This is a genomic window from Thalassospira sp. UBA4513 (assembly GCF_002388495.1).
GTDB lineage: Bacteria > Pseudomonadota > Alphaproteobacteria > Rhodospirillales > Thalassospiraceae > Thalassospira > Thalassospira tepidiphila.
In genome coordinates this window covers 1-22,443 of the sequence record NZ_DGMR01000038.1, presented here as the reverse complement: position 1 = coordinate 22,443, position 22,443 = coordinate 1, and the positions used below count along the sequence as shown (strand labels likewise).

At 54.7% G+C, this 22,443-nt stretch carries 19 protein-coding genes; 13 read left to right on the top strand and 6 right to left on the bottom strand.

Annotated elements, in window-relative coordinates; genetic code table 11:
• The 3 genes from B2T33_RS15725 to mgtE form a co-directional block, all read left to right on the top strand.
• Window positions 1-208, top strand: a 208-nt coding sequence (locus tag B2T33_RS15725; RefSeq protein ID WP_286792538.1) for a hypothetical protein, incomplete at its 5' end; no start/stop codon positions are given.
• Between the two features lie 154 nt (window positions 209-362).
• Complete coding sequence (locus tag B2T33_RS15720) at window positions 363-2,654, top strand: NADP-dependent malic enzyme (protein ID WP_008890065.1); 2,292 nt, start codon at window positions 363-365, stop codon at window positions 2,652-2,654.
• 177 nt (window positions 2,655-2,831) lie between these two features.
• Window positions 2,832-4,235 carry a magnesium transporter gene (gene mgtE / locus B2T33_RS15715; RefSeq protein WP_008890066.1) on the top strand — a complete coding sequence of 468 codons (1,404 nt, stop codon included), beginning with the start codon at window positions 2,832-2,834 and terminating at the stop codon, window positions 4,233-4,235.
• 81 nt (window positions 4,236-4,316) lie between these two features.
• On the opposite strand, the gene B2T33_RS15710 is transcribed toward mgtE, so the two are convergent.
• Window positions 4,317-6,941 (bottom strand): bifunctional diguanylate cyclase/phosphodiesterase, encoded by a 2,625-nt coding sequence (locus B2T33_RS15710; protein ID WP_286792537.1) that lies wholly within the window; start codon window positions 6,939-6,941, stop codon window positions 4,317-4,319.
• A gap of 374 nt (window positions 6,942-7,315) precedes the next feature.
• Between B2T33_RS15710 and B2T33_RS15705 the strand changes: the two genes are divergently transcribed.
• Together B2T33_RS15705 and B2T33_RS15700 are read left to right on the top strand one after the other, a co-directional pair.
• Window positions 7,316-8,707: a class I SAM-dependent RNA methyltransferase gene (locus B2T33_RS15705; protein WP_286792536.1), complete on the top strand. Its 1,392-nt coding sequence runs from the start codon at window positions 7,316-7,318 to the stop codon at window positions 8,705-8,707.
• Window positions 8,708-8,885: 178 nt separating this feature from the next.
• Entirely contained in the window at window positions 8,886-9,935 is a 1,050-nt protein-coding gene (locus B2T33_RS15700) for a hypothetical protein (RefSeq protein ID WP_197146761.1), read from the top strand.
• A gap of 40 nt (window positions 9,936-9,975) precedes the next feature.
• Here B2T33_RS15700 and B2T33_RS15695 read toward each other — a convergent pair whose 3' ends face one another.
• Window positions 9,976-10,491, bottom strand: a complete 516-nt coding sequence (locus tag B2T33_RS15695; protein WP_008890070.1) for an SH3 domain-containing protein — start codon at window positions 10,489-10,491, stop codon at window positions 9,976-9,978.
• A gap of 200 nt (window positions 10,492-10,691) precedes the next feature.
• Here B2T33_RS15695 and B2T33_RS15690 point away from each other — a divergent pair, with 200 nt between their 5' ends.
• The 7 genes from B2T33_RS15690 (at window position 10,692) to B2T33_RS15660 (ending at window position 16,443) form a co-directional block, all read left to right on the top strand.
• Window positions 10,692-11,678, top strand: a complete 987-nt coding sequence (locus tag B2T33_RS15690) for a 2-hydroxyacid dehydrogenase (protein WP_008890071.1) — start codon at window positions 10,692-10,694, stop codon at window positions 11,676-11,678.
• A 150-nt stretch (window positions 11,679-11,828) separates the two neighbouring features.
• Complete coding sequence (locus tag B2T33_RS15685; protein WP_197146762.1) at window positions 11,829-12,218, top strand: hypothetical protein; 390 nt, start codon at window positions 11,829-11,831, stop codon at window positions 12,216-12,218.
• 147 nt (window positions 12,219-12,365) lie between these two features.
• Window positions 12,366-13,052 (top strand): fumarylacetoacetate hydrolase family protein, encoded by a 687-nt coding sequence (locus B2T33_RS15680; RefSeq protein ID WP_197146763.1) that lies wholly within the window; start codon window positions 12,366-12,368, stop codon window positions 13,050-13,052.
• 59 nt (window positions 13,053-13,111) lie between these two features.
• Window positions 13,112-13,909, top strand: coding sequence for an exodeoxyribonuclease III (xth, locus tag B2T33_RS15675; RefSeq protein ID WP_197146764.1), 798 nt, complete (start codon window positions 13,112-13,114; stop codon window positions 13,907-13,909).
• Between the two features lie 194 nt (window positions 13,910-14,103).
• Window positions 14,104-14,937, top strand: coding sequence for a hypothetical protein (locus B2T33_RS15670; protein WP_286792533.1), 834 nt, complete (start codon window positions 14,104-14,106; stop codon window positions 14,935-14,937).
• 429 nt (window positions 14,938-15,366) lie between these two features.
• Window positions 15,367-16,215: an OmpA family protein gene (locus B2T33_RS15665; protein WP_064782449.1), complete on the top strand. Its 849-nt coding sequence runs from the start codon at window positions 15,367-15,369 to the stop codon at window positions 16,213-16,215.
• A 30-nt stretch (window positions 16,216-16,245) separates the two neighbouring features.
• Window positions 16,246-16,443, top strand: coding sequence for a YqaE/Pmp3 family membrane protein (locus tag B2T33_RS15660; RefSeq protein ID WP_008890077.1), 198 nt, complete (start codon window positions 16,246-16,248; stop codon window positions 16,441-16,443).
• Window positions 16,444-16,560: 117 nt separating this feature from the next.
• Here B2T33_RS15660 and B2T33_RS15655 read toward each other — a convergent pair whose 3' ends face one another.
• Complete coding sequence (locus B2T33_RS15655) at window positions 16,561-16,791, bottom strand: hypothetical protein (protein ID WP_286792532.1); 231 nt, start codon at window positions 16,789-16,791, stop codon at window positions 16,561-16,563.
• A 3-nt stretch (window positions 16,792-16,794) separates the two neighbouring features.
• Window positions 16,795-18,117 (bottom strand): deoxyguanosinetriphosphate triphosphohydrolase, encoded by a 1,323-nt coding sequence (locus B2T33_RS15650; RefSeq protein WP_286792703.1) that lies wholly within the window; start codon window positions 18,115-18,117, stop codon window positions 16,795-16,797.
• Window positions 18,118-18,430: 313 nt separating this feature from the next.
• On the opposite strand from B2T33_RS15650, the gene B2T33_RS15645 reads away from it, so the two are divergent.
• A complete protein-coding gene (locus tag B2T33_RS15645; protein WP_286792531.1) occupies window positions 18,431-20,131 on the top strand; it encodes a methyl-accepting chemotaxis protein in 1,701 nt (566 codons plus the stop codon).
• Between the two features lie 86 nt (window positions 20,132-20,217).
• Here the strand turns inward: B2T33_RS15645 and htpG are convergent, their stop codons facing one another.
• Complete coding sequence (htpG, locus tag B2T33_RS15640) at window positions 20,218-22,092, bottom strand: molecular chaperone HtpG (RefSeq protein ID WP_286792529.1); 1,875 nt, start codon at window positions 22,090-22,092, stop codon at window positions 20,218-20,220.
• On the bottom strand, window positions 22,089-22,443 hold a 355-nt coding region (locus B2T33_RS15635; RefSeq protein WP_286792528.1), incomplete at its 5' end, for a hypothetical protein. The genes htpG and B2T33_RS15635, both read right to left, overlap by 4 nt.

Genomic DNA, 22,443 nt, shown 5'->3' with positions numbered 1-22,443 from the left:
CGAGTCTTCTCGACCGCACCATTATCTGGCCTCCCGGCCAATCGGGAAGGTCACGAAAAAGAACCCGTCAGCAATGGCGGGTTTTTTCGTTTGTGGACCTTCCCCATATATCCCCTACAATGGTTTGAATACGGCAATGGATCGGTTGGTGTGCGTCATCACGCGGTTGCGGCATAAACAATTGATTTATTGTGCGGTGCCGCGTTGAAAATTACGCAATGCAGCCCCTTGGCGAAGAATGAACTGAGTGCTTCAATCGCGGGCCAAACTCATTTAGTCTACCGGTCCCGCTAGAGTGAATTATCAGGATTTAACCGATTGACGGTTAATTTATGTAAATACCTGAAATCAAAGGTATTATAATGGCAAATAGAAATGACAAGCTGCGCGAAGCAGCTTTGGACTATCACCGGTATCCCACCCCGGGGAAATTGTCCGTAACGGCAACCACCACCCTTGCAAACCAGCGTGACCTTGCCCTGGCCTATTCGCCGGGCGTTGCGTTTGCGTGCGAGGAAATCGTTAAAAACCCCGATACCGCAGCAGATTACACCGCGCGCGGTAACTTGGTTGGCGTGATTTCGAACGGTACGGCGGTGCTGGGCCTTGGCCCGATTGGCCCGCTGGCGTCCAAGCCGGTGATGGAAGGCAAGGCGGTTCTGTTCAAGAAGTTCGCCAATATCGATGTTTTCGATTTGGAAGTGAACGAAACCGACCCGCAGAAATTTATCGATATCGTCGCAGCGCTGGAGCCGACTTTCGGGGGTGTTAACCTCGAAGACATTAAGGCGCCGGAATGCTTCATCATCGAAGAGGCATTGCGCAAACGCTGCAACATTCCGATTTTCCATGATGACCAGCACGGCACGGCGATTTGTGTTGCGGCCGCGGTCCTCAATGGCCTGCGTGTGACCGGCAAGGATATCAACAAGGTCCGCCTTGTCACATCAGGTGCCGGTGCAGCCGCCTTGGCGTGTCTGAACCTTCTGGTTTCCATGGGTTTGCCCAAGCACAACATCACGGTCACCGACCGGTTTGGTGTGGTCTATAAGGGCCGGGCCGAGGAAATGGATCCGTGGAAGGCCGAATACGCGATTGAAACCAACGCGCGTACGTTAAGCGACGTGATCGAAGGGGCTGATATCTTCCTGGGTCTTTCGGCGCCGAACGTGATGGGCGAGGATGAGCTTCGCAAGATGGGCGAAGGCCCGATCATCATGGCGCTGGCTAACCCGACGCCGGAAGTTTCCCCGGAACTGGTCAAGGAAATCCGCCCGGATGCGGTTATGGCCACCGGTCGTACGGATTATCCGAACCAGGTGAACAACGTTCTTTGCTTCCCATTCCTGTTCCGTGGCGCGCTTGATGTCGGCGCGACCGAGATCAACGAGGAAATGAAGATCGCCGCGGTCCACGCCATTGCCGATCTGGCAACTGCCGAGGTTTCCGATGTTGTGGCAACTGCCTATGGCGGGGAGGAGCTTAAATTCGGTCCGGAATATCTTATCCCGAAGCCGTTTGATCCGCGCCTGATGCTCGAAATTCCGCCGCGTGTGGCCAAGGCCGCCATGGCGAGCGGTGTTGCCAAACGCCCGATCGAGGATTTTGACGAGTATCGTCAGCAGCTTGAAGGTTTCGTCTTCCGGTCCGGCCTTGTCATGAAGCCGGTGTTTGACGTGGCGCGTTCGCACAAGAAACGCGTTGTCTATCCCGAAGGCGAATCGCGCCGTGTTCTGCAGGCCTGTCAGGTGCTTGTTGATGACGGCATTTGTCATCCGGTGCTGATTGGTCGCCGCGAGGTCATCCTTGAACGGATTACCGAGCTTGGCCTGCGTCTTGTTCCCGATGAGCAGATTGAAATTCACGATCCCGATGACAATCCGCATTTCGAACAGGATTGGCAGGACTTCCACAACATCATGGGCCGTCGCGGCATCAACCCGGAATATGCCCGGGCGATTGTGCGTACCCGTCCGACCGTGATCGCGGCCCTGATGCTGCGTCGTGGGGAAGTCGATGCGATGCTGTGCGGCTGTCAGGGCGGCTTCCTGCGCCATCTGCGCTATGTCCGCAATCTTGTTGGCCTGCGTAAGGGGGTTACCGATTTCTCCACGGTCAACATGATGATCATGAAGCAGGGGACGTTCTTCCTGACCGATACTTATGTGTCGGTCGATCCGACCCCGGAACATGTGGCAGAAACCACCATCATGGCCGCCGATGTCGTCAAGCGTTTCGGCATGACGCCAAAGGCCGCCTTGATTTCGCATTCCAACTTCGGCAGCCACGAAAACAAGTCGGCCTGCAAGATGCGTGATGCGCTTCAGCTGATCAGAACCCAGGCACCCGATCTTGAGGTCGAAGGCGAAATGCATGCGGATGCGGCCATTTCGCAGCCGATCCGTGACCGGATCTTCCCGCACTCGATGCTGAGCGGTTCGGCCAACCTTCTGGTGATGCCGACACTCGATGCGGCCAACATCTCGTACAACATGGTCAAGATGTTGGGCGACGGGCTTCCGGTTGGGCCGATCCTGGTCGGTGCGGCAAAATCAGCCCACGTCGTCAGCCCGTCGATTACCGTGCGCGGTATTGTCAACATGACGGCGATTGCCGTTGTTGATGCCGTCACGCGTACGCAGGAAAGCCAGTAACATACCACCAGCCCCGTCTTGATCCCAAGCGGGGCTGGGGTGATTTGCTATCGCGCTCTTGACCGGGGCTATGTGATAGCGCAGAAACAGCCGTGCCGGGCGTTGGAACACAATGCCCGACACGGCGTTTAATCTTTTGCAGGAAAAATTGGCGGCTCATTAAACAGGGAGGGGCAGATGACAGGTCAAGTTGAAGAACTCGACCGGCCGGCGGAAAAGTCGTCTGGCGATGAATATGTCGATCTGACTCCCGAATATGCCCGCGAAATCTTTGATGCGCTGGGCGAAGAAGAAGGCAGCAAGGCTGCCGATCTTCTGGGTGAACTGCACTTTGCCGATATTGCCGATTTGCTGGGTTGGGCAAGCTCCAACCAGCGTGAACTGCTTGTCGATCTGATCCGGCCGGATTTTGATCCGGAATTCCTGACCGAACTTGATGATGAGCTTCGTGAAGAAGTCATCGGGTTACTTGGCACCGATGTGGTGGCCGAGGCCATCACCGAACTTGATTCCGATGACGTCGTCGAAGTCATCGAGGACTTTGACGAGGATGAGCAGCGCGAACTTCTTGGCGCGCTGTCGGATATCGAGCGCGCGCGCGTTGAAGAGGCGCTGTCTTATCCGGAATATACCGCCGGTCGTATCATGCAGCGCGAGCTGGTGGCGATCCCGGATTACTGGTCTGTCGGGCAAACTATTGATTTCCTGCGTTCTGCCAAAAGCCTGCCGGAAGATTTCTATGACATCATTGTCGTTGATCCGCGCTATAGCCCGGTGGGGATTGTGCCACTGTCGCGCGTGATCCGGACAAACCGCCCGGTGCTGATCCGTGACGTGATGGAATCAGATGAAATGCGCACGGTCGTCGTGACCGAGGAACAGGAAAACGTCGCCCATCTGTTCCGTCAGCGCGACCTGATTTCCGCCCCGGTTGTCGATGACAGCGGCCGGCTGGTCGGTGTGATCACGGTTGATGACGTCGTTGACGTTATTGACGAGGAATACGAAGAAGACATGATGCGCCTTGCCGGTGTTGGCGAGGAAGACGACCTTTCAAGTGCGATCTTTGCCACCACCCGATCACGTTTTACATGGCTTTTGGTTAATCTTGGCACCGCGATCATGGCATCGGTTGTGATCGGTCTGTTTGAAGGCACGATTGAAAAGCTTGTTGCGCTGGCTGTTCTGATGCCAATCGTCGCCTCGATGGGCGGTAACGCCGGGACGCAGACATTGACCGTGGCCGTGCGTGCGATTGCCACGCGAGAGCTGACCAGTACCAACGCATTGCGTGTGATCCGCAAGGAAGTCGCGGTGTGTGGCCTGAACGGCCTGGCCTTTGCCGTTCTTGCCGGGGCTGTGACCTGGTTCTGGTTTGATGACATGCTGCTTGGGGGTGTGATCGGTGTGGCCATGATCATCAACCTGCTGTTTGCCGGCCTGTTCGGGGCGCTGATCCCGCTTGGTCTGGAACGTGCGGGCATTGACCCGGCCGTCTCGTCGGCGGTTTTCCTGACGACGATTACCGATGTTGTCGGCTTTTTCGCCTTTCTGGGATTGGCGGCAGTCTTCCTGCTTTAGTCCACCCGAACACCAAAAAAACAAACCCCCGCAGTCGATCTGATTGCGGGGGTTTTCTTTGATCGGAATGTCAGGTTCAGGCTATCCAGATTTTGTGTCAGAGGCAGGCCGTGACTTGCCTTTGGGGGCCGATTTGGTCGGTTTTTGCTGTATCAGCAGTTCCATCGTATCGGCGGCATCGCGCGGTGGTGACAGAAGGAAGCCTTGAATTTCATCGCATTCGGCCGCCTGAAGGGATGCCATCTGTTCTTCGGTTTCAACGCCAACGGCAACCACCTTGCGGTTCAGGCTTTTGCACAACCGGATCGCTGGTTGCAGGACACTGTTTTCAGGTTGTTCATCAAGTGCAACATTAAACAGCGACTTGGACAGTTTGATGCGCTGGACCGGGAAGCGTTTCAGATACCGCAGCGACGTGTTGCCCGCTGCAAAGTGATCAAGCGTCAGGCCAATGCCTGCCTCCGAGAAACGATAGAACTGACCAAGGGCGCGTTCCGGATCGCGCATGACGATTTCCTCTGACACCTCGATCTCGATCATCGCCGGATCAACTTCATGTTCGGCGGTCAAATCGGTGATGTTCTTGATCAGATCGGCCTGAATGAACTGGCGGCTCGAAACGTTAAGCGCAATTGGCACCGGGACATAGCCCTGACGGCGCCAGTCGGCGACCTGTTTGCAGACGGTTTCGATGATCCAGTGACCAAGGGGTGAGAGCAGGCCTGTCCGGTCGGCAACCGCGATGAAATCGGGCGGCAGGCGGCGCTTGCCACTGTCATCAATCCAGCGCAGCAGCGCTTCGAACCCGGTAAGCGTGCGGTCCGATGTGCGATAGCGCGGCTGATATTCCAGAACAAAGCGTTTTTCATCGACCGCACGGCGCAACTGCGTTTCCATCGACAGGCGCGCATGCATCACGTTGTTCATCGTCTCGACGAAGAAGCAATAAGATGATTCTGCAGATTTCTGGGCGCGATACATTGCCGCGTCGGCATTGGCCATCAATTGCGATGGTGCGCGTGCATCGTTGGGATAAAGTGCGACACCGACACTGACATGCAGGCGGATTTCATCGCCCGTGGTGGTCAGGATCGGTTGCGACATGGCTTCGACCACGCGTTCGGCGACAAGGGCTGCCCCCTCGGCCTCGGAAAGGTCGGTGGCGATGATGGCAAACATATCGCCCGAGAACCTGGCACAGGTGTCCTTTTCGCGCACGGTGGCGCGCAGGCGACCGGAAATGGTGCGCAGCGTTTCATCGCCGACATCAGCCCCGAACCGGTCATTGATCGCCCGGAAATTGTCGATATCGACGACAAGCACCGACAGAAGCTTTTCATAGCGTTTGGCATGCGCAACCGCCTGATTGAGGCGATCCTCAAACAGGGCATGGTTGGGAAGGCCGGTCAGCGGATCATGCGTCGCCAGATAGCGCAACCGGTTGACCGATGCGTTGGCGGCCGGGTTGTGATGCAAGGTGATGTCGACACAGTCCGGATGGGTTGTGGAAGGCCGCATTGTCAGATCGCAGACGACATGCACGCCCTCGGCACTGCGCACGATCCATTCACGCCTGAGTTCGTCATCGCCACGATTGATCGCCAGCAGCATCTTTTCCTGCGAACGACGGGATGCGGTGCCGTCAGACTGGAATTCCGGCGCGAGGTTATAAAACCGGATAAAGCCGTAATCCTCTTCGCGCAAATCAAAGAATTCGGCGGTTTCCGGCGACATCGATTTCAGGTGACCGTCAAGCTTGGTGATCGAAAGCGACAGGTCACTTATGTCATCGCCAGCATGGATATGATGAACCGTGCGGCGCATTGCCATTTTCTGCCGGTTGCTCAGCAGGAAGACAATCGTCGTGAACAAAATGGTCGTCAGTGCGCCGAATATCAGGATCAGTTCCGGATTGATCGTGCTGTGCGCCAGTTGCGGATCGGCAATGACATCGACCTGCCATTGGCGGCCAACCACATCAAAGGCGACTGTGCGCTGAAGGGTTTCATCATCACCTTCGCCGCGAATTTCAAACAGAACAGTGTCACCTTCGCGGACACGGACGGTGTAATCTTCGACCTGTTCGGTGTTGATCACCGCCGCCAGCATGGAGCGAATGCGAAACGCCCCGTTGATGATCCCGATAATCTCGCCATCGCGGCCCAGAACCGGGGTATAGGCCGCAAAGCCACGCCCGCCCTGCATGAGCTCAAGCGTTGGTGTGATCTGGGTGCGGCGTTGATCAAGCGCGATATCAAGAACCGGACCAGCAAGCGGGTGACGTTTGAGATCCGCCCCCATGGCCGGAACGTTGCCCTTGATCGGGGCGACATACAAAATGATGTAGTTCGGCGTTATCCAGTTGATCGCCTGGAGTGCAGGGAAGCGGCTTTGAAGCGGGGTCGCAATCGAAAGATAATCTCTTTCGTCCTCGGGCGGGCCGCTCTGCCAATTGTCGGCAAAGCTTTCAAGCACCGCGAGGTTATTGTTCACAATGGATTTGATCTGCTGGGAAACGGAATTTGCCGTAATCTGGCCAGCAGATTGAAGGATTACGCGGCGATCACTTTCAACCATTTGCCAAATCAGATAGGTGACAGATGCGAAGAAAGCAGCCGTCAGAAAACCAGCCGCCAAAGCCCGTTTTTTCAGGCGTGACGTTTGTTTGGTTGCGTTTTCCTCAGCGTGCTTTGTTTCTTCTTCCATCTGTCCCCCAAACACAACGACCCTTGCTGATCCTCCCCGATCAGGATGTGTGTGCATACGGTTATCACCAGTAAACATCCATGCACCGATGGATAAAGATGCCAGTGTATTTTGCTGGCCGATAACCGGTACTATTTGTTTATGGTGTTATTCTTACACGACTTTAAGGGGTTGGTCGCCTGCATTTACGGATTAATTTTTGACGGTAATTGCCAAAAACTGTTCCGGGACAGGGTTTTGATACAGGTTTGGCGATAATAAATCCGTGTTAGCCCCTGTTCTGAAAACGTGAAGTGTTGTATCTGAGGCGGAAATCCGGCACCCGCAGTAAAGGCCGGTCATTGTGTGACAAAGATCACCCCCAGAGAGAGTCCATGAAACACCATAACCGCAATCCCCGTGCACGGGGAGGACGCAAACGTCAGCCATCCCGGCGTGATCCGCTGATCGGGTTTGAAGCAGACGTCACCATCGAACAGATCGGTGCGCGCGGCGATGGGATTGCCCATGTCGCGACACCCGATGGTAAATCGGTTTTGATCTATGTGGATTGCGTGTTGCCCGGTGATCAGGTGCGCGTTGCCCTTCGCCAGAAACGTGGCGACGGGTATGGGGCCGAGGTGGTTGCCGAAATCGCACGTTCGAGTGGGTATAACACGCCACGCTGTGCTCATTTCAAGGAATGCGGGGGCTGCGCCCTGCAACACATGAATGATGACGATTACCGCACCTGGAAGCGTGACAAGGCCTTGGTCGCCGTTCAGCGTGCGGGTATCGATCCGCAAGATGCCGAAACGCTTGTCGGGGATGTGGAGATTTCACCACCGGCAAGTCGCCGTCGTGCCGGTTTTTCGGTGCATGTCGGCGCAACCGGCGTTTTTGTCGGTTTCCATGGTCGGTTCAGTCATACGGTTCTAAATGTGCCCGACTGTGCGGTATTGCGCCCGGAACTGATGGCGTTTCGCGAAGCATTTGTCATGTTCCTTGAAGCCTGCCCGCCGGAACATGCACGCGACATCAAGGAAGTATTTGTCACCCTGACCGATAGCGGTCTGGATATGCTTATTCAGGCAAGCAACGATCCCGACCTTGATATGCGCCAGGATCTGGCGGAATTCGCGGAAGCGCAAAATATCGCCCGGCTGAGCTGGAAAACCGGGGATCGTCCTGATGAACCGGTTGCTGCGCGTCATTTACCGGTTGTGCGTTTTGAAGGTGTCGAGGTGGCGATTGCGCCGGGCGGTTTCTTGCAGGCCACCCAGGACGGGGAACAGGCACTGGTTGCGGCCATCAAGTCGGCATTGGCTGATATCGCGCCGAAAAACGTTGCCGATCTTTTTTGCGGTGTGGGCAGTTTTACATTTTCACTGGCCCTGTCGGGCAAACGGCGTTCGGTCACGGCTGTGGAAAGCGATCCGCGGGCCGTGGAGTTACTGCAATATGCGGTCGGACAATCGGGCAGCCCGGTCAAGGTCGTAAAGCGCGATCTGTTTCGCCAGCCGCTTGTTGGGGATGAACTGAGCAGCTTTGACCTTGTGGTGTTTGATCCGCCGCGTGCCGGGGCCCTTGCCCAGTCAGAGACGCTTGCGATCGACGGGCCGGAATGGATCATTGCCGTATCATGCAATCCGGCGACGTTTAGCCGTGACATGCGGGTTCTTAGGAATGGCGGCTATGAAATCACCAAAGTCGTGCCGGTCGATCAGTTCCTGTGGTCGTCACATCTTGAATTATTCGCCATTTTGCGCCGCGTTTCTGCCGGTTGACGCCGTTTGCAGAGCGGTGCGCTTTGGGGCTTAATTTTTATTCACTGATATACTATACTATCAGTTGGTATTTCCGCCGGACACCAGGATGGTCAGGTTGGCAAGGGATTGAAAATGCGCAGTCCCTTTGCCTGTGCAGCACGTAGTTGTTTTGCCGGCTTGTTTGAGCGGAAAAACAATGGAACCACTGGCCAGTCAGTTGCCGATTTATACCAGTACTGCGCGTGCAATTGCCCCGCAGAACCGGTTGATTGCGCCTGAAAGCAGCCAGTTCTCCGCTAACAATCAAAACACAAACCGCAATACCGACCCGCTTCGCAGCGCAGGTTCTACCAATGCGCAACTGAACCGGTCTTTGGGCAGTGCCGGTGAACTTCTTGGTCAGGCATCAAGCGATCTTTCGCGGATTGGCGATGCGCTTGACGAAATTGACGCGCTTGTCACGGTCGCGGAAGAAAACAGCGATCTGTCCACGCAGCAACGCGCACAGTTAAACGCACAGATCGAAGATTATCTGACCCGGATCGACGATATTGCGGCCAATAGCAATTTTGAGGGCCGCGATCTTCTGGCATCGGATCAGACGATTACGCTGCAGGTTGGCAGTGGCACATCATCAGACAATCGTATTGATGTGACGCTGTCGGCTTCAAGTTCCGAAGATCTGGCGACTGGCCTTTCGGCGATAAATGTTTCCGACAGCACGGGCGTTTCCAATGCGCGTGCACTGGTGGACGAGGCGCAGCAAGCCCTTCGGGATCGCGAGATTTCTGTTTCTGCTGATCAGGGAAGTTTGCGAACCGCGCAGGACCAGAACCGCGTTTCGCAGGTTGCGGGTGAAAACATTGTCCAGGCGCAACTGGCGGCATCGGCACCATCTGGTCGCGAGGATGCGCAGGCAAACATTGCACAAAATCTGCAGGCTTATCTTGGCGATATTTCCGCACAGCTTGCCAATCAGACCGTCGCGGTGGGTGGTATCGCCTTGCCTGAACCGCGCCCTGATCCTGTGCCGGAACAGGAAGAAGATCCGTTCTTCGATCCGACCGCCGAAGATGACGATCCGAGCCAATCACAGGACTTCCTTGGCCAATCTGTTCCAGACAGCGGAGCAACCCGGCCTTTGGTTAATACCGGATTTGGCGGATATGACAGCGGTGGCAACGGAACATCGGGCGGCGGTGGTCGTGCGGATCGTCCGGCCAATCGGATTTCTGTCGAAGCGTGAGCCTGATCTCGGTTTCCGAAAGGGTCAGCAGGAAGGCGTTTTATCCTTCGACATTCTCGCCTTCGTAGATACCCCAGAACCCGTGGCGCGGCGCCCAGCCTTCGAAATCACCAAACCGCAATTGACACCAATCGACCGTCGCCGGGCAGTCTTCGATGCGGCCAATCACACTTGCCGAGACCAGCGCAATCTTGCGGGCATTCTTGTCGGCGGCGGAATAGAGCGTGATGTTTTCATCGGTCACGATGACGTGGCGCGACCCGATCAGAAGGCTTTGATGAACCCAGCCTTCGCTGCCTTCCCAGTCACGCACCTTGCGCCAGGTATCGAATTCCGACACCACTTCCATCGGCATATTGCGACGGTGATAAATCCAGACTTTCGGGTATCGCAGGCCGGGGCCAGAGCGTAAAAATACCTTGTCAGAGCGCAGCGCGACAAATCGCGGGATCGGCAGGCCCGATTCCTGTGCGCTGGCCACGATCGGAGCGGTCAGACTGCCAAGAATCGCCAAGGCCATGAAGCGATACAGAAATTTGCGCAAAACCTGCGGCATCTTGTTGGTATTCCTTCATTTATTCCATTTGCGCTGGTTTTGTAATAATTCGCTGTTGCGAAATAAAATTACAAAAAGTGCGTCAAAATTCTTGCTTTTGTACCTTTCGGCATGGCATCACTGCACTGCGGCAGGGCACAAAAATGCACCATGCCTTATTTTGTCTGAAAAAGAGTTAAAAGACCGCATAGGATCGGCACATGACCAAGAAAAAACCGCTTGTCGTCGTGACCCGGAAACTGCCGGAAGCGATTGAAACCCGCATGATGGAACTGTTTGACGCGCGTCTGAACATTGATGATGCGCCGATGAGCAAGCAGGAACTGATTGATGCGGTCAAGGAAGCCGATGTGCTGGTGCCAACCGTCACCGACAAGATCGATGCGGCGGTTCTGGCCCATGCGGGTCCCAATCTGCGCCTGATTGCCAATTTCGGCACCGGTGTCGATCATGTCGATCTGCAAACTGCCCGTTCGCGTGGCATTACGGTCACCAATACACCCGATGTCCTGACCGAGGATACCGCGGATATGACCATGGCGCTGATCCTGTCGGTTTCGCGCCGCCTGGCAGAGGGCGAACGTCTTATTCGCAAGGGCGAATGGGCGGGCTGGGGCCCGACGCTTATGCTCGGTCATCGCATCTGGGGTAAGCGCCTTGGCATTGTTGGCATGGGCCGTATCGGCCGTGCACTGGCACGCCGGGCAAAGGGTTTCGGCCTTTCGGTGCATTACCATAACCGCCGTCGCGTACATCCCGATATCGAAGAAGAACTGGATGCGACCTATTGGGAAAGCCTTGATCAGATGCTGGCCCATGTGGACGTCATCTCGGTCAACTGCCCGCATACGCCTGCGACCTATCATTTGTTGTCGGCGCGTCGTCTTAAACTGATGCAGCCGCATGCCATTCTGGTTAACACCGCACGCGGCGAAATCGTTGATGAACCGGCCCTGACCCGGATGCTGGCCGATGGTGAAATCGCCGGTGCCGGACTGGACGTGTTTGAACACGAACCGGCGGTGAACCCGAAATTGCTTGAACTGCAAAATGCGGTCCTTCTGCCCCATATGGGATCGGCCACCATCGAAGGCCGCGTTGACATGGGCGAAAAGGTCCTGATCAACATCAAGACGTTTGTCGACGGTCACACACCACCGGATCGCGTGATCGAAGGATTGCTGTAGGCCGCTTTCCATAATGATTTCAAAGGGGTGATGGCGCGTATATCACCCCTTTTTTCATACACTCCCCATATGTGGATGGTGTGACGTGGCCGTTACAGGCATTTTCCCCGGCATTAAACCAAACCGGTTTCAATTTTGGGATGTATGCAAATGGTAAGACGGCCAAAAACGCTTGTTGCTGATCTGGGTGTGGCGACCCCGGCAAATGATGACGTCGCGGCCGGGCTTGCAACACGCGAAGTCGTCTTGCACGGGCCATGCGTGGTGTCAGGCATCCAAAGCCGTCACGCCGAAGAGATTGTCTTTGTGCGTTCCGGAACCGTTCTGGTCAGTGATGGCGACGGGAATGTATATGAAAGCCACTACGGCTGCATTTCGATCCTTCAGGGGCATCGTTACCATCTTCATGTCAATGCCGGCCAAACCGCCAAACTTTTGATCCTTGCTGTGCCGTCTGTTCAGGATCCGGAACAGTTTTCTGCCTTGCAGATCGCCAAGACCAGAGTTCGCGATATGATCCTGCGCGAGAAGCTTAAGTGACCTGTAAGCACGTACCCAAGGGTGCGATGATCCTTTCTCCTGACAATTCCTGACAGCAGATACGTGCCAATGCGCATTGGGCGTTTCTTTCTGATCCGTGCTTGTTTATGACTGTTGCATATCACGCATAAACAACACGGGGTCATCATGAGTTTGATCTTTGACGCACCTGCACCGACGACCATTCCGGTTCAGGGCACCGACGACGTTTTCCCGGTAAATCGCATTTTCTGCATCGGCAAAAACTACGCCGAACATGTCCGCGAAATGGGTTCCGATCCTTCGGACACCCCGCCTTGTGTCTTTATGAAACCAACGGACTGCCTTGTGGTCGGAAATGGTGACTTGTCCTATCCGTCGGGCACGGAAGACCTGCATTATGAGGGCGAACTGGTGGCTGCGCTTTCCAAGGGGGGCAAGGATCTGGATCGTGCCGCCGTTGAGGATGCAATTTTTGGCTATGCCGCCGGTCTTGATATGACGCGTCGCGATGTTCAGGCCGGTCTCAAGGACCGTCGCCTGCCATGGGATATGGCAAAATCGTTTGATGGCTGTGCGGCCATTTCCGCCATCAAGCCCAAGGCCGATGCCGGCAATCCGCACGCCACCAACCTGAAATTGTCGGTCAATGATGATGTGCGCCAGAACGACACCACGGCCAAAATGATCTGGCCGGTGGTGGATGCATTGGTGCATCTGTCGACCCTGATCGAACTGAAACCGGGCGATCTTCTGTTTACCGGAACGCCCGAAGGCGTTGGCCAGGTTGTCCGTGGTGATCGCATGGATCTGGTGATTGCAGATGTCGCGGAACTGTCTGTGACCTTGAAATAGACCATTGGGGGATCGTGGGGCAGGGGCCCATCCTCAATCGAGCAAAAACGGAGCCCGTTTTGAAAATCGTAAGCTGGAATATCAATTCCGTCCGACTGCGTATTGAACAGGTCATCAAGTTTCTGAATGATCAGCAGCCTGATGTGCTGTGCTTGCAGGAACTGAAATGCCCCGATGAGCATTTTCCGCATGATGCCTTTGAGGCGGCTGGTTATGTTCATCGCCATAATCATGGCATGAAAAGCTATAACGGGGTTGCGATCATATCGCGCCTGCCGTTTGTCGAAACCGACATCAAGCATTTCTGTGGCAAGGAAGATCGCCGTCATTGCATGGCAAAGTTCGAAAATGGCGTCGAACTTCATAACTTCTATATCCCGGCTGGCGGGGATGAACCCGATCCGGCAATCAATGAAAAGTTTGCCCACAAGCTGTCCTTCATTGATGAAATGACCAACTGGTGGGGGGATCGTCGCGCAACCGATCCCAACCGCAAGGCAGTTCTGGTTGGTGATTTCAACATTGCGCCGTCGGAAAATGATGTCTGGTCGCACAAGCAGCTTCTGCGCGTGGTCAGTCACACGCCGGTAGAGGTTGAAATCCTTGAGAAATTCCGCCAATCGGGCGATTTCATCGATGCTGTCCGCGAAGTGGTTCCCGAACCCGAAAAACTGTTTAGCTGGTGGAGCTATCGCGCACGCGACTGGCGGGCAAGCAACAAGGGCCGTCGACTGGACCATGTCTGGATGACGCCAAACATGGCTGGAACGGTGCGCAGGGCATCGGTCTATGACATTGCCCGGGATTGGGAAAAACCATCAGACCACGCACCCGTTGTGGTGGAATTCAATCTCTGAACACGCAGATTAGCCGAGATTTCGAAACAGCGGATCAGGCAAGCCTAATCCGCTGTTTTGTCATGTGAAATAACTTGATTGTCTGACCGATCAGCGCAACTCTTCTGGTTGAACGAAACCGGATGCGTACCCATTTGCACCCTAAGGGTTGAATTTCGCGTATTTTCGGTGAGGCACTACGCAGGAAACGGGCAATGAAAAAGATACTGATTGGTCTGGCCGTGATCATCGTTTTGGTCGTCGGGGCCCTCGTCTATGTTTACGTCAATCTTGATAACATCGTGAAATCCACCATCGAAGAGGCAGGCACGCGTGTGACCTTGGCCGATGTCGCGGTTGACGGTGTGTTGATCGAGCCGACGCAAAATACCGCGGCGATCAATGGGCTTGTGGTCGGCAATCCGGACGGGTTCAACTCCGATTATGCGTTCTCGCTTGGCAATATCTCGGTCCGCCTTGATGGTTCGACCCTGACCAGCGATACGATCCGTATCATCGAAGTGGTGGTTGATCAGCCAAGTGTCATTTACGAACTGGGCAATGGCAGTTCAAACATCGCAACCATCCAGCGTAACGTCGAAGCCTTTGTTCAACGTGTTTCCGGCCCGACCGGCGCGGGTGGGGCCGATGGTGACACATCTGGCGACGATGCCGCGGGCGGAACCAAAATCATTATCGACAATGTCTATGTCCGCAACGGTGATGTTGGCGTTTCGGCCGACTTCCTGCAGGGCAAGAAACTGTCTGCCAGCCTGCCGGAAATTCATCTGACCGATGTGGGCAAGGAAGAAGGCGGCGCGACCCCGGCCCAGGTTGCCGGTGAAATCCTGACGGCGATCAACACCGCCGTCTTCAAGGCAGTTTCAAGCTTGAATGTTGATGGCCTGTTGCAGGGCGTCGGTGACCTTGGCAAAGGCGTGGTCGGTGCCGTTGGTGGTGCTGCAAGTGGCGGTGGTACCAAACTGAAAGAAGGTGCCGATGCGCTTGGTGGCGCGGTCAAAGGGCTGTTTGGCGGTTCCTCGGACTAGGTCATAGTATGATCGTCTTGATCTGATGTGATGTTCGGCCCGATGGATGTGTTTTTGATCCATCGGGCCGCTGTGTTTTTGGCGATAGCGTGATCAAATCGATGAGGCGGCCGCGAGACCGGATGTCTGTCGATTGTGAATTTTCTCTATCCCACTGCTTTTTTTCATGAATTTGACTTCTATATATCTTGGGTTAGGGATAGTTATATCCACAATCTGTGTTGTCTTGGGGCTTCGACCACGGACGTGAGGTGGATCGAAATTCGGGGTCAGGTCATTTGATCTGATTATGACAAGAACGGCATGGAACAGGACGGGCCACAAGGCCCGCCATATGGCCTGACAAGACATTGGGAAAATGTCGGCATGGCCGAAAAAATAGAATGGGATTGGGATCCTGATAGTCGGTCAGATCAAGGAGTAACACCGATGAGAGCCAAACTGCTTGCCGTTGTATCCGCCGCCGCCTTTCTGAGTGCGTGCGCGAACATGAACATTCCCGGAGTGCGCGATATGGCCGACGAAGGATCGGCTTTTGACGCAGCTCTTCACCAGAATTATGCAGACCTTGCCCAGGCAGAATATGACGAGGCTGACTGGGCCGATGCACGTTATTTCACCAACCGTTCAAAGACTGCGGCGATGGGCATGGATTCCGGTCCGCAGGCAATTGCCGAACGTAACCTGCCCGAAGGGTCCGAGGCCGAGGTTGAAGTCGCCCGTTCTGACCTGATGGCGGCCCTTGAGGCCGGTGGTCGTGAAAAGGCTGCCAGTGCTGCCGCACGTGCACAGAGCAGCTTTGATTGCTGGTTGCAAGAACTCGAAGAAAACATCCAGCAGGAAGACATTGATAACTGCCGTTCGGCATTCTATCAGGCATTGGCCATCGTACAGGCCGAACTTGATACCGGCCCGGCCCCGATGGCAGCGATGCCGATGCCGGTTCCGATGAATGTCTATTTCGGGTTCGACAGCGCCGCCATTGATAGCAAGGCGATGTCTGTTGTGAACGGTATTGTCGAGGCCTATGGCAAATATGATCCGAAAATGATCAGCCTTGTTGCCTATGCTGACCGTGCCGGTGATGCAATGTATAACGATATCCTTGCCAAATCGCGCGTTGATGCGGTGGTCAAGGCATTGCGTGATGCCGGCGTCCCGGCAAGCAAACTTGCAATCAGCATCAGCGGTGAAGCCAATGTGCCGGTTTCAACTGCTGACGGCGTGCCCGAACAGGGCAACCGCGTTGTGACGGTTACTTTCGAAGACGGCATGTAAGCACGTCGAACTAAAAAGGGGATTTCATCCATGCGTCTATTGATTGCACTTCTTCTGCCCTGGTTGCTTTTCTTTACCATCGGGCGTCCGATTGCCGGTGTTATCTGCCTGATCTTGCAGATCACGCTGATTGGTTGGGTTCCGGCAGCAATTTGGGCCGTTTATGCGCTCAGCCAGTATAACACCGACAAGAAAATCAGCAGCGCCATGGGTGGCGGTCAGGAATGATTGAAGCCGTTTGCCAAATGGCAAACAGCAGCGATCCCGACATCAGAAGGCAGGCTTTCGAGCCTGCCTTTTTCTTTATCTGCATAGGTCCTGACCCTAGAACGCCGAACAGATTTCCTAGTGCAGTTTACGGCGCACACCGCCGATAAACCGGCCAATCAGCCGGGAGATGATAAGCCGGGTCAGAAAAAACGTCACCGCACTGGCAACAGATGGCCAATACCACGCCTGTATTTCCGGGCGCGTACTTTGATCAACCAATCCATAGATGATCGCGGCAAGTGCGCCGGCGGCGAAAAACGCCGTTCTGCGTCGATAGCGGGCAATAAAAGGACCGAGGAGCCACATCGCCTAGTGCTGTCCGCCACCGATGTCACGCGCAAGGCGGGCGGCAAAATCGTCGGTCATGCCTGATACGTAATCGAGAATGACCAGGTAAAGATCATAAAGCGACGCCCCGATGGGCATGGCATCATTACCGATCAGTTCGCGGACTCGTCCGGTTCGATAGGAAATGTCGGCTTCTGATTGTGCATGATGCACATCAAGGGCGGTTTTGCAGAATGTCTCGAGCAAGGTTTCAAGATGGGCAAAGGCGCCGACCTCGATCTGGACCTTGCGACGGTTGAGAATGATCTGCTTTTCGGAGAATGACTTGGCTTGCGCGATCAGGTCGTTGAAGGGCCCCTTGGCACACGCCAGCAGATCTCCCTTCCATTCGCCAGCCAGAAGCGCCTCTTCGTTGGCGACAAAGGCGTCAACCAGTGCATCAAGAACACCCGCAATGATTTTACCCCGCAGGAAGGAAATCTTGCGGCTGACATTGGGTTCACGGTTGTACTCGGCCGGCAGGTCATCGGTGATGCAGGGCAACAGCATCTTTTCAAGAATATCGAAATCGACAAGTTCCAGTTCAACGCCGTCCTCGATATCGATCAGGGCATAACAAACATCATCAGCAGCCTCGACCAGATAGACCAGCGGGTGACGGCAAAAGGCCTGATCGCCAGTGCGGATCAACCCGGTGGCATCGGCGACTTCTTCGAGAAGCCCGAATTCCTTTTGAAAGGCCCCGAATTTCTTTTTCTGTGGAAAAGGACTTCCGGCGGCTGACCACGGGTATTTCAAAAAGCTTGCGAGGGTCGCATAAGTCAGGCGCATGCCGCCGTCATACAGACCGGTCCGTTTGTTGGTCAGAAGGCGGAAACCCTGGGCATTGCCCTCATATGTTGTCAGATCGGCAAACTGTGCCTCTGTCAGACCTTCGGTGAATTTGGGGTTTGCGTCGACAAACCATTGGCGGATGGCATATTCCCCGGCATGACCAAAGGGTGGGTTGCCAATATCATGGCAAAGTGCCGCTGCCTGTACGATGGCGGCCATATGGTCGGGCTCAATCGCATCGGGCAGGCTCCCCTTTTCATGCAGGCGGTTTCCGACCATCAACCCCAAAGACCGGGCGACACAGGATACTTCCAGACTGTGGGTTAGACGGGTGTGGACATTGTCATTTTCCGGCAACGGATGAACTTGCGTTTTGCGCTGCAAGCGGCGAAAGGCCGCCGAAAAAATGATCCGGTCATAATCCTTGTGAAAATCGGACCTGCCAAATGTACCCACACTGGAATGACGCGACCCAAGCCGAGCTGGAGATAGCAATTGCTGCCAGTTCATCATGGTTGGAAGGCCCCTGTTCCGGATTGCGCGCGCTGACTGTGCGCGCTTCTTTTAAATATGAACCGGCAAATAGTCCATGAAGATATGGAAAATCATTTATTTTCAATGTGTTATTTGGGTGGCGTGTGAGGGGTCAGTTTTTTTCGCGTGAATCTATACTTAAGGGTTGAAATTTGATCAGATATATACGATCTAAACCAAAGTATAGGTGCGAGGTGGATACTTAAGTATATGCTCTCGCGGCGAGCCCGTCCTCATGGCCAAAGGTTGCGAGGGTGGGCTTTCTCTTTCCAGGATCACTGAAATGCGAATGCTTAAGTTCTCTAACCTTAAAACCAAAACCAAGTTTATGATCGGTGTTGGTTTCCCTGTTCTGTGCCTTATCGGCGTTGGTCTGGTGGCTTCAAACAGTCTCCAAAAACTGACGGAGTCGAACCGGTGGGTAAACCACACATACGAGGTTCTCTCGGTTGCTGACTCTATCGTTGCCTCGGCGGTTAATATGGAAACCGGCATGCGTGGCTATTTGCTGGCCGGGAAAGAAGAGTTTCTCGATCCCTACAAGCAGGGCCAGGCGAATACTTATAAAAACATCGCAGAACTGCAGCAGACCGTAAGTGACAACCCGCCACAGGTCGCGCGTCTGGAAGAAGCGGCCAATGTCCTTAAGGATTGGCAGGCCAATATCACCGAGCCCTATATCAAGATGCGTGGTGAAGTGGGCAACGGGCAAACAATGAATGACATCGCCAACATTGTTGGTGAAGCACGCGGAAAGCAGTATTTCGACAAGTTCCGCCAGATCATGGCTGACTTCAGAGCAGAAGAAGCCAAACTGATTGGCGTGCGCAAGGCTGACAATGCCGAACGCGTCACCATGACGAACACGATCATTATCGCCACCATCTCGATTGCCGTTGCTGTCGGGCTCGGTCTGGCGGTTCTGATCGGGAATGGCATTTCCGGGCCGATCAATCGCATGACGGCTGCAATGGCAAAACTTGCAGGCGGCGATCTGGAGGTTGAGATTATTGGCCTTGATCGTGGCGATGAAATTGGCGACATGGCAAAAGCCACCCAGGTCTTCAAAGAAAACGCCCAGAAAATGGAAGAGCTGCAGAAAGAACAAGTCGAAAGCGAAAAACGCGCCGCAGAACGGCAAAAGGCCGCCATGAACAAGATGGCCGACGAGTTCGAGGCATCTGTTAAGAAAGTTGTTGAGAACGTATCAAGCGCTGCCCAGCAGATGCAGACCAGTGCGGGCAACCTGTCTGCGATCGCCGAGGAAACAAACCGTCAGTCGATTTCGGTTGCGGCCGCAACCGAACAGGCAAGCACCAACGTTGAGTCGGCCGCGTCCGCAACCGAAGAACTTTCGGTATCGATCAACGAGATCAATCAGCAGATTGATGGTGCGTCCGAACTGGCCCAGAGCGCGTCGGTTGAAGCAGACAAAACGAATGACACGATGGTTTCGTTGCAAGAAAGTGTCGAGCAGATCGGAAATGTTGCCTCTTTGATCGAGGACATTGCCTCGCAGACCAACCTTCTGGCGCTTAATGCCACCATCGAGGCCGCACGTGCCGGTGCCGCGGGCAAGGGATTTGCCGTTGTTGCAAACGAGGTTAAAAACCTTGCATCCCAAACGGCCAAGGCAACCCAGGAAATCTCGAACCAGATTTCCGAAATGCAAAGCCGTGCAGATGTGTCGATCAACGCGGTACAAACCATCCGCGAAATGGTCCGCCAGATCAGCGACCGGGCATCAACCGTGGCGGTATCTGCGCGTGAACAGACGATTGCGACCAATGAAATTTCGCGCAACGTCCAGGAAGCTGCGCACGGGACCACCCAGGTTTCCGCAAGCATCAGCGATGTGACCCAGGCGTCTAATGAAACCGGCTCGATGTCGACACAGGTACTGTCGGCTGCCAATGAGTTGGGCGCACAGGCCAAAACCCTAAGCCAGGAAGTTGACCAGTTCATCAAGCGGATCCGCAATTCCGCCTAATGTCTGAGCGCAAAGAGAAAGGGCAGCCCTTTTTGGGGCTGCCCTTTTTTCGTTTCAAAACGGTATCGGTGTCCTTGGTCGGGGCCTTAAAGTCCCTTTTCCATAACGGTATCAAGGCGACGGGCAAAGCTGACCGGATCGGGCAGGGCTTCGCCTTCGAGGATGCGGGCCTGATCAAGCAACAGCAGGGCTGCATCGTGAAGGATCGGGGCCTTGGCATCCTTGGTCGCAATGTCAGACAGCTTTTTGATCAGGCTGTGCTTCGGATTGATTTCAAGGATACGCGGGCTGATTTCATCGACACGGTTGTGCTGTTTCATCAGGCGTTCCATGCGCAGATCCATGCCCATTTCATCGGCAATCAGACAGCAGGCCGAACTGGTCAGGCGATCTGATTCCCGAACGTCCTTGACCCCGGTGCCAAGGGCAACCTTGATCGCGGCAATCAGGGCGCTGACCGATGCCTCATTTGCGGCATCATCCTTTTTTTCGTCCTTGGCGTCATCCTTGTCATCGGACTTGATGTCGTTCAGGTCCGCACCGCCACGGGTGACAGATTTGAAGTCTTTGCCATCAAACTGGCCGACAGACGGCATCCAGAATTCATCAACCGGATCGGTCAGAAGCAGGACTTCGATCCCCTTGGCAGCAAAGCCCTCAAGTTGCGGGCTGCGTTTAAGGGCGTCGATATCTTCACCACTGATGTAATAGATTGCCTTCTGGCCGTCCTTCATGCGTTCGACATAGTCGGCAAGGGTGGTCCAGCCATCGCCATGGGTCGAACGGAACCGGGCGAGTTTGAGGATGCGATCACGGTTGGTCTGATCTTCATACAGGCCTTCCTTGATGACCGAGCCAAAGTTTTCCCAGAAGGTTTCATATCCTTCCGCGTCTTTCTTGGCCGCGGTTTCAAGTTCGGACAGGACCTTTTTGGTCAGGCCGTTCTTGATCTTGGTCAGAAGCGGATGGTCCTGCAACATCTCGCGCGAGACGTTAAGCGGTAGGTCCTGACTATCGACCACACCGGATACGAAACGCAGCCACGGCGGCAGCAATTCGTTGGCACCTTCGGTGATGAAGACCTTGCGGACATACAGCTTCAGATGGCCTTTGCGCTGCGGATCATAGAGATCGAACGGGCGCATGGTCGGCAGGTAAAGCAGCCCGGTATATTCAATCGCACCTTCGGCCTGATAGTGGATGGTTTTCCACGGATCATCGAACGCGTGCGAGGTGTGCTTGTAGAACTCCTTGTATTGTTCTTCGGTGATCTCGCTTTTCGGGCGGGTCCAGAGTGCGGAGGCCTCATTGAGCGTTTCATCACCGTCGCCCTTCATCAGCACCACCGGAATGCCGATATGGTCGGAATAGGTTTTGACGATATGACGCAGGCGGTGTTCGTCTGTGAATTCCTTGTTGTCGTCGGTCAGGTGCAGGGTGATCTGGGTGCCGCGGCCTTCCATTTCGGCCTCGGCAATGGTGTATTCGCCCTTGCCGTCAGATGACCATTTCCATGCCTGATCATCGCCGGCCTTGCGGCTGACGACTTCGACCTTGTTGGCAACCATAAAGGCGGAATAGAAACCGACCCCGAATTGACCGATCAGGTCGACATCCTTGGCGTTGTCGGATTTCGAAACGGCATCAAGGAACTTGGCGGTACCGGAATTGGCAATGGTGCCCAGGTTTTCGACCAGATCTTCCTTGTTCATCCCGATCCCGTTATCGGCAATCGTCAGAACATTACGGACATTATCTGTCAGAAGGCGCACCTTGAAATCGGCATCACCAGCGAGCAAATCCGGTTTGGCAATCGCTTCATAGCGCAGCTTGTCGCACGCATCCGAGGCGTTGGAGATCAGCTCGCGCAGGAAGATGTCCTTGTTGGAATAAAGCGAGTGGACAACGATATCGAGCAGTCGGCTAACCTCAGCCTCGAACCGCATTTTTTCTTCCGTCATGACCTCTTTTTTCTCCTTTGTTTCAAGCGTCTGTCAGCCTCCTCCGATATTGGCAGAAGGACCGACACCTTAACGGGGTGAACTTTAGATTCAGGACCTGTTAATTTTGCCGCCATGGTCAATCGGATTTGTACGGGTACGAGGAGAAAAACTGCAGGAAGATTGCCATCTTTCAAAGTTTTACGACAAAGTAGTCCGTGCCAATCCGTTTGATCCGTAGGACAACCATTATGTTTGAGAACTCCTGTGTCAAAACCCTTGTCCGGGGAGCCATCCCGCACAGCGGGCTTTTCCTCGGATTTCTCAAACATAATGGTTGCCATGACGACAAAATTAACAGGTCCTGAATCT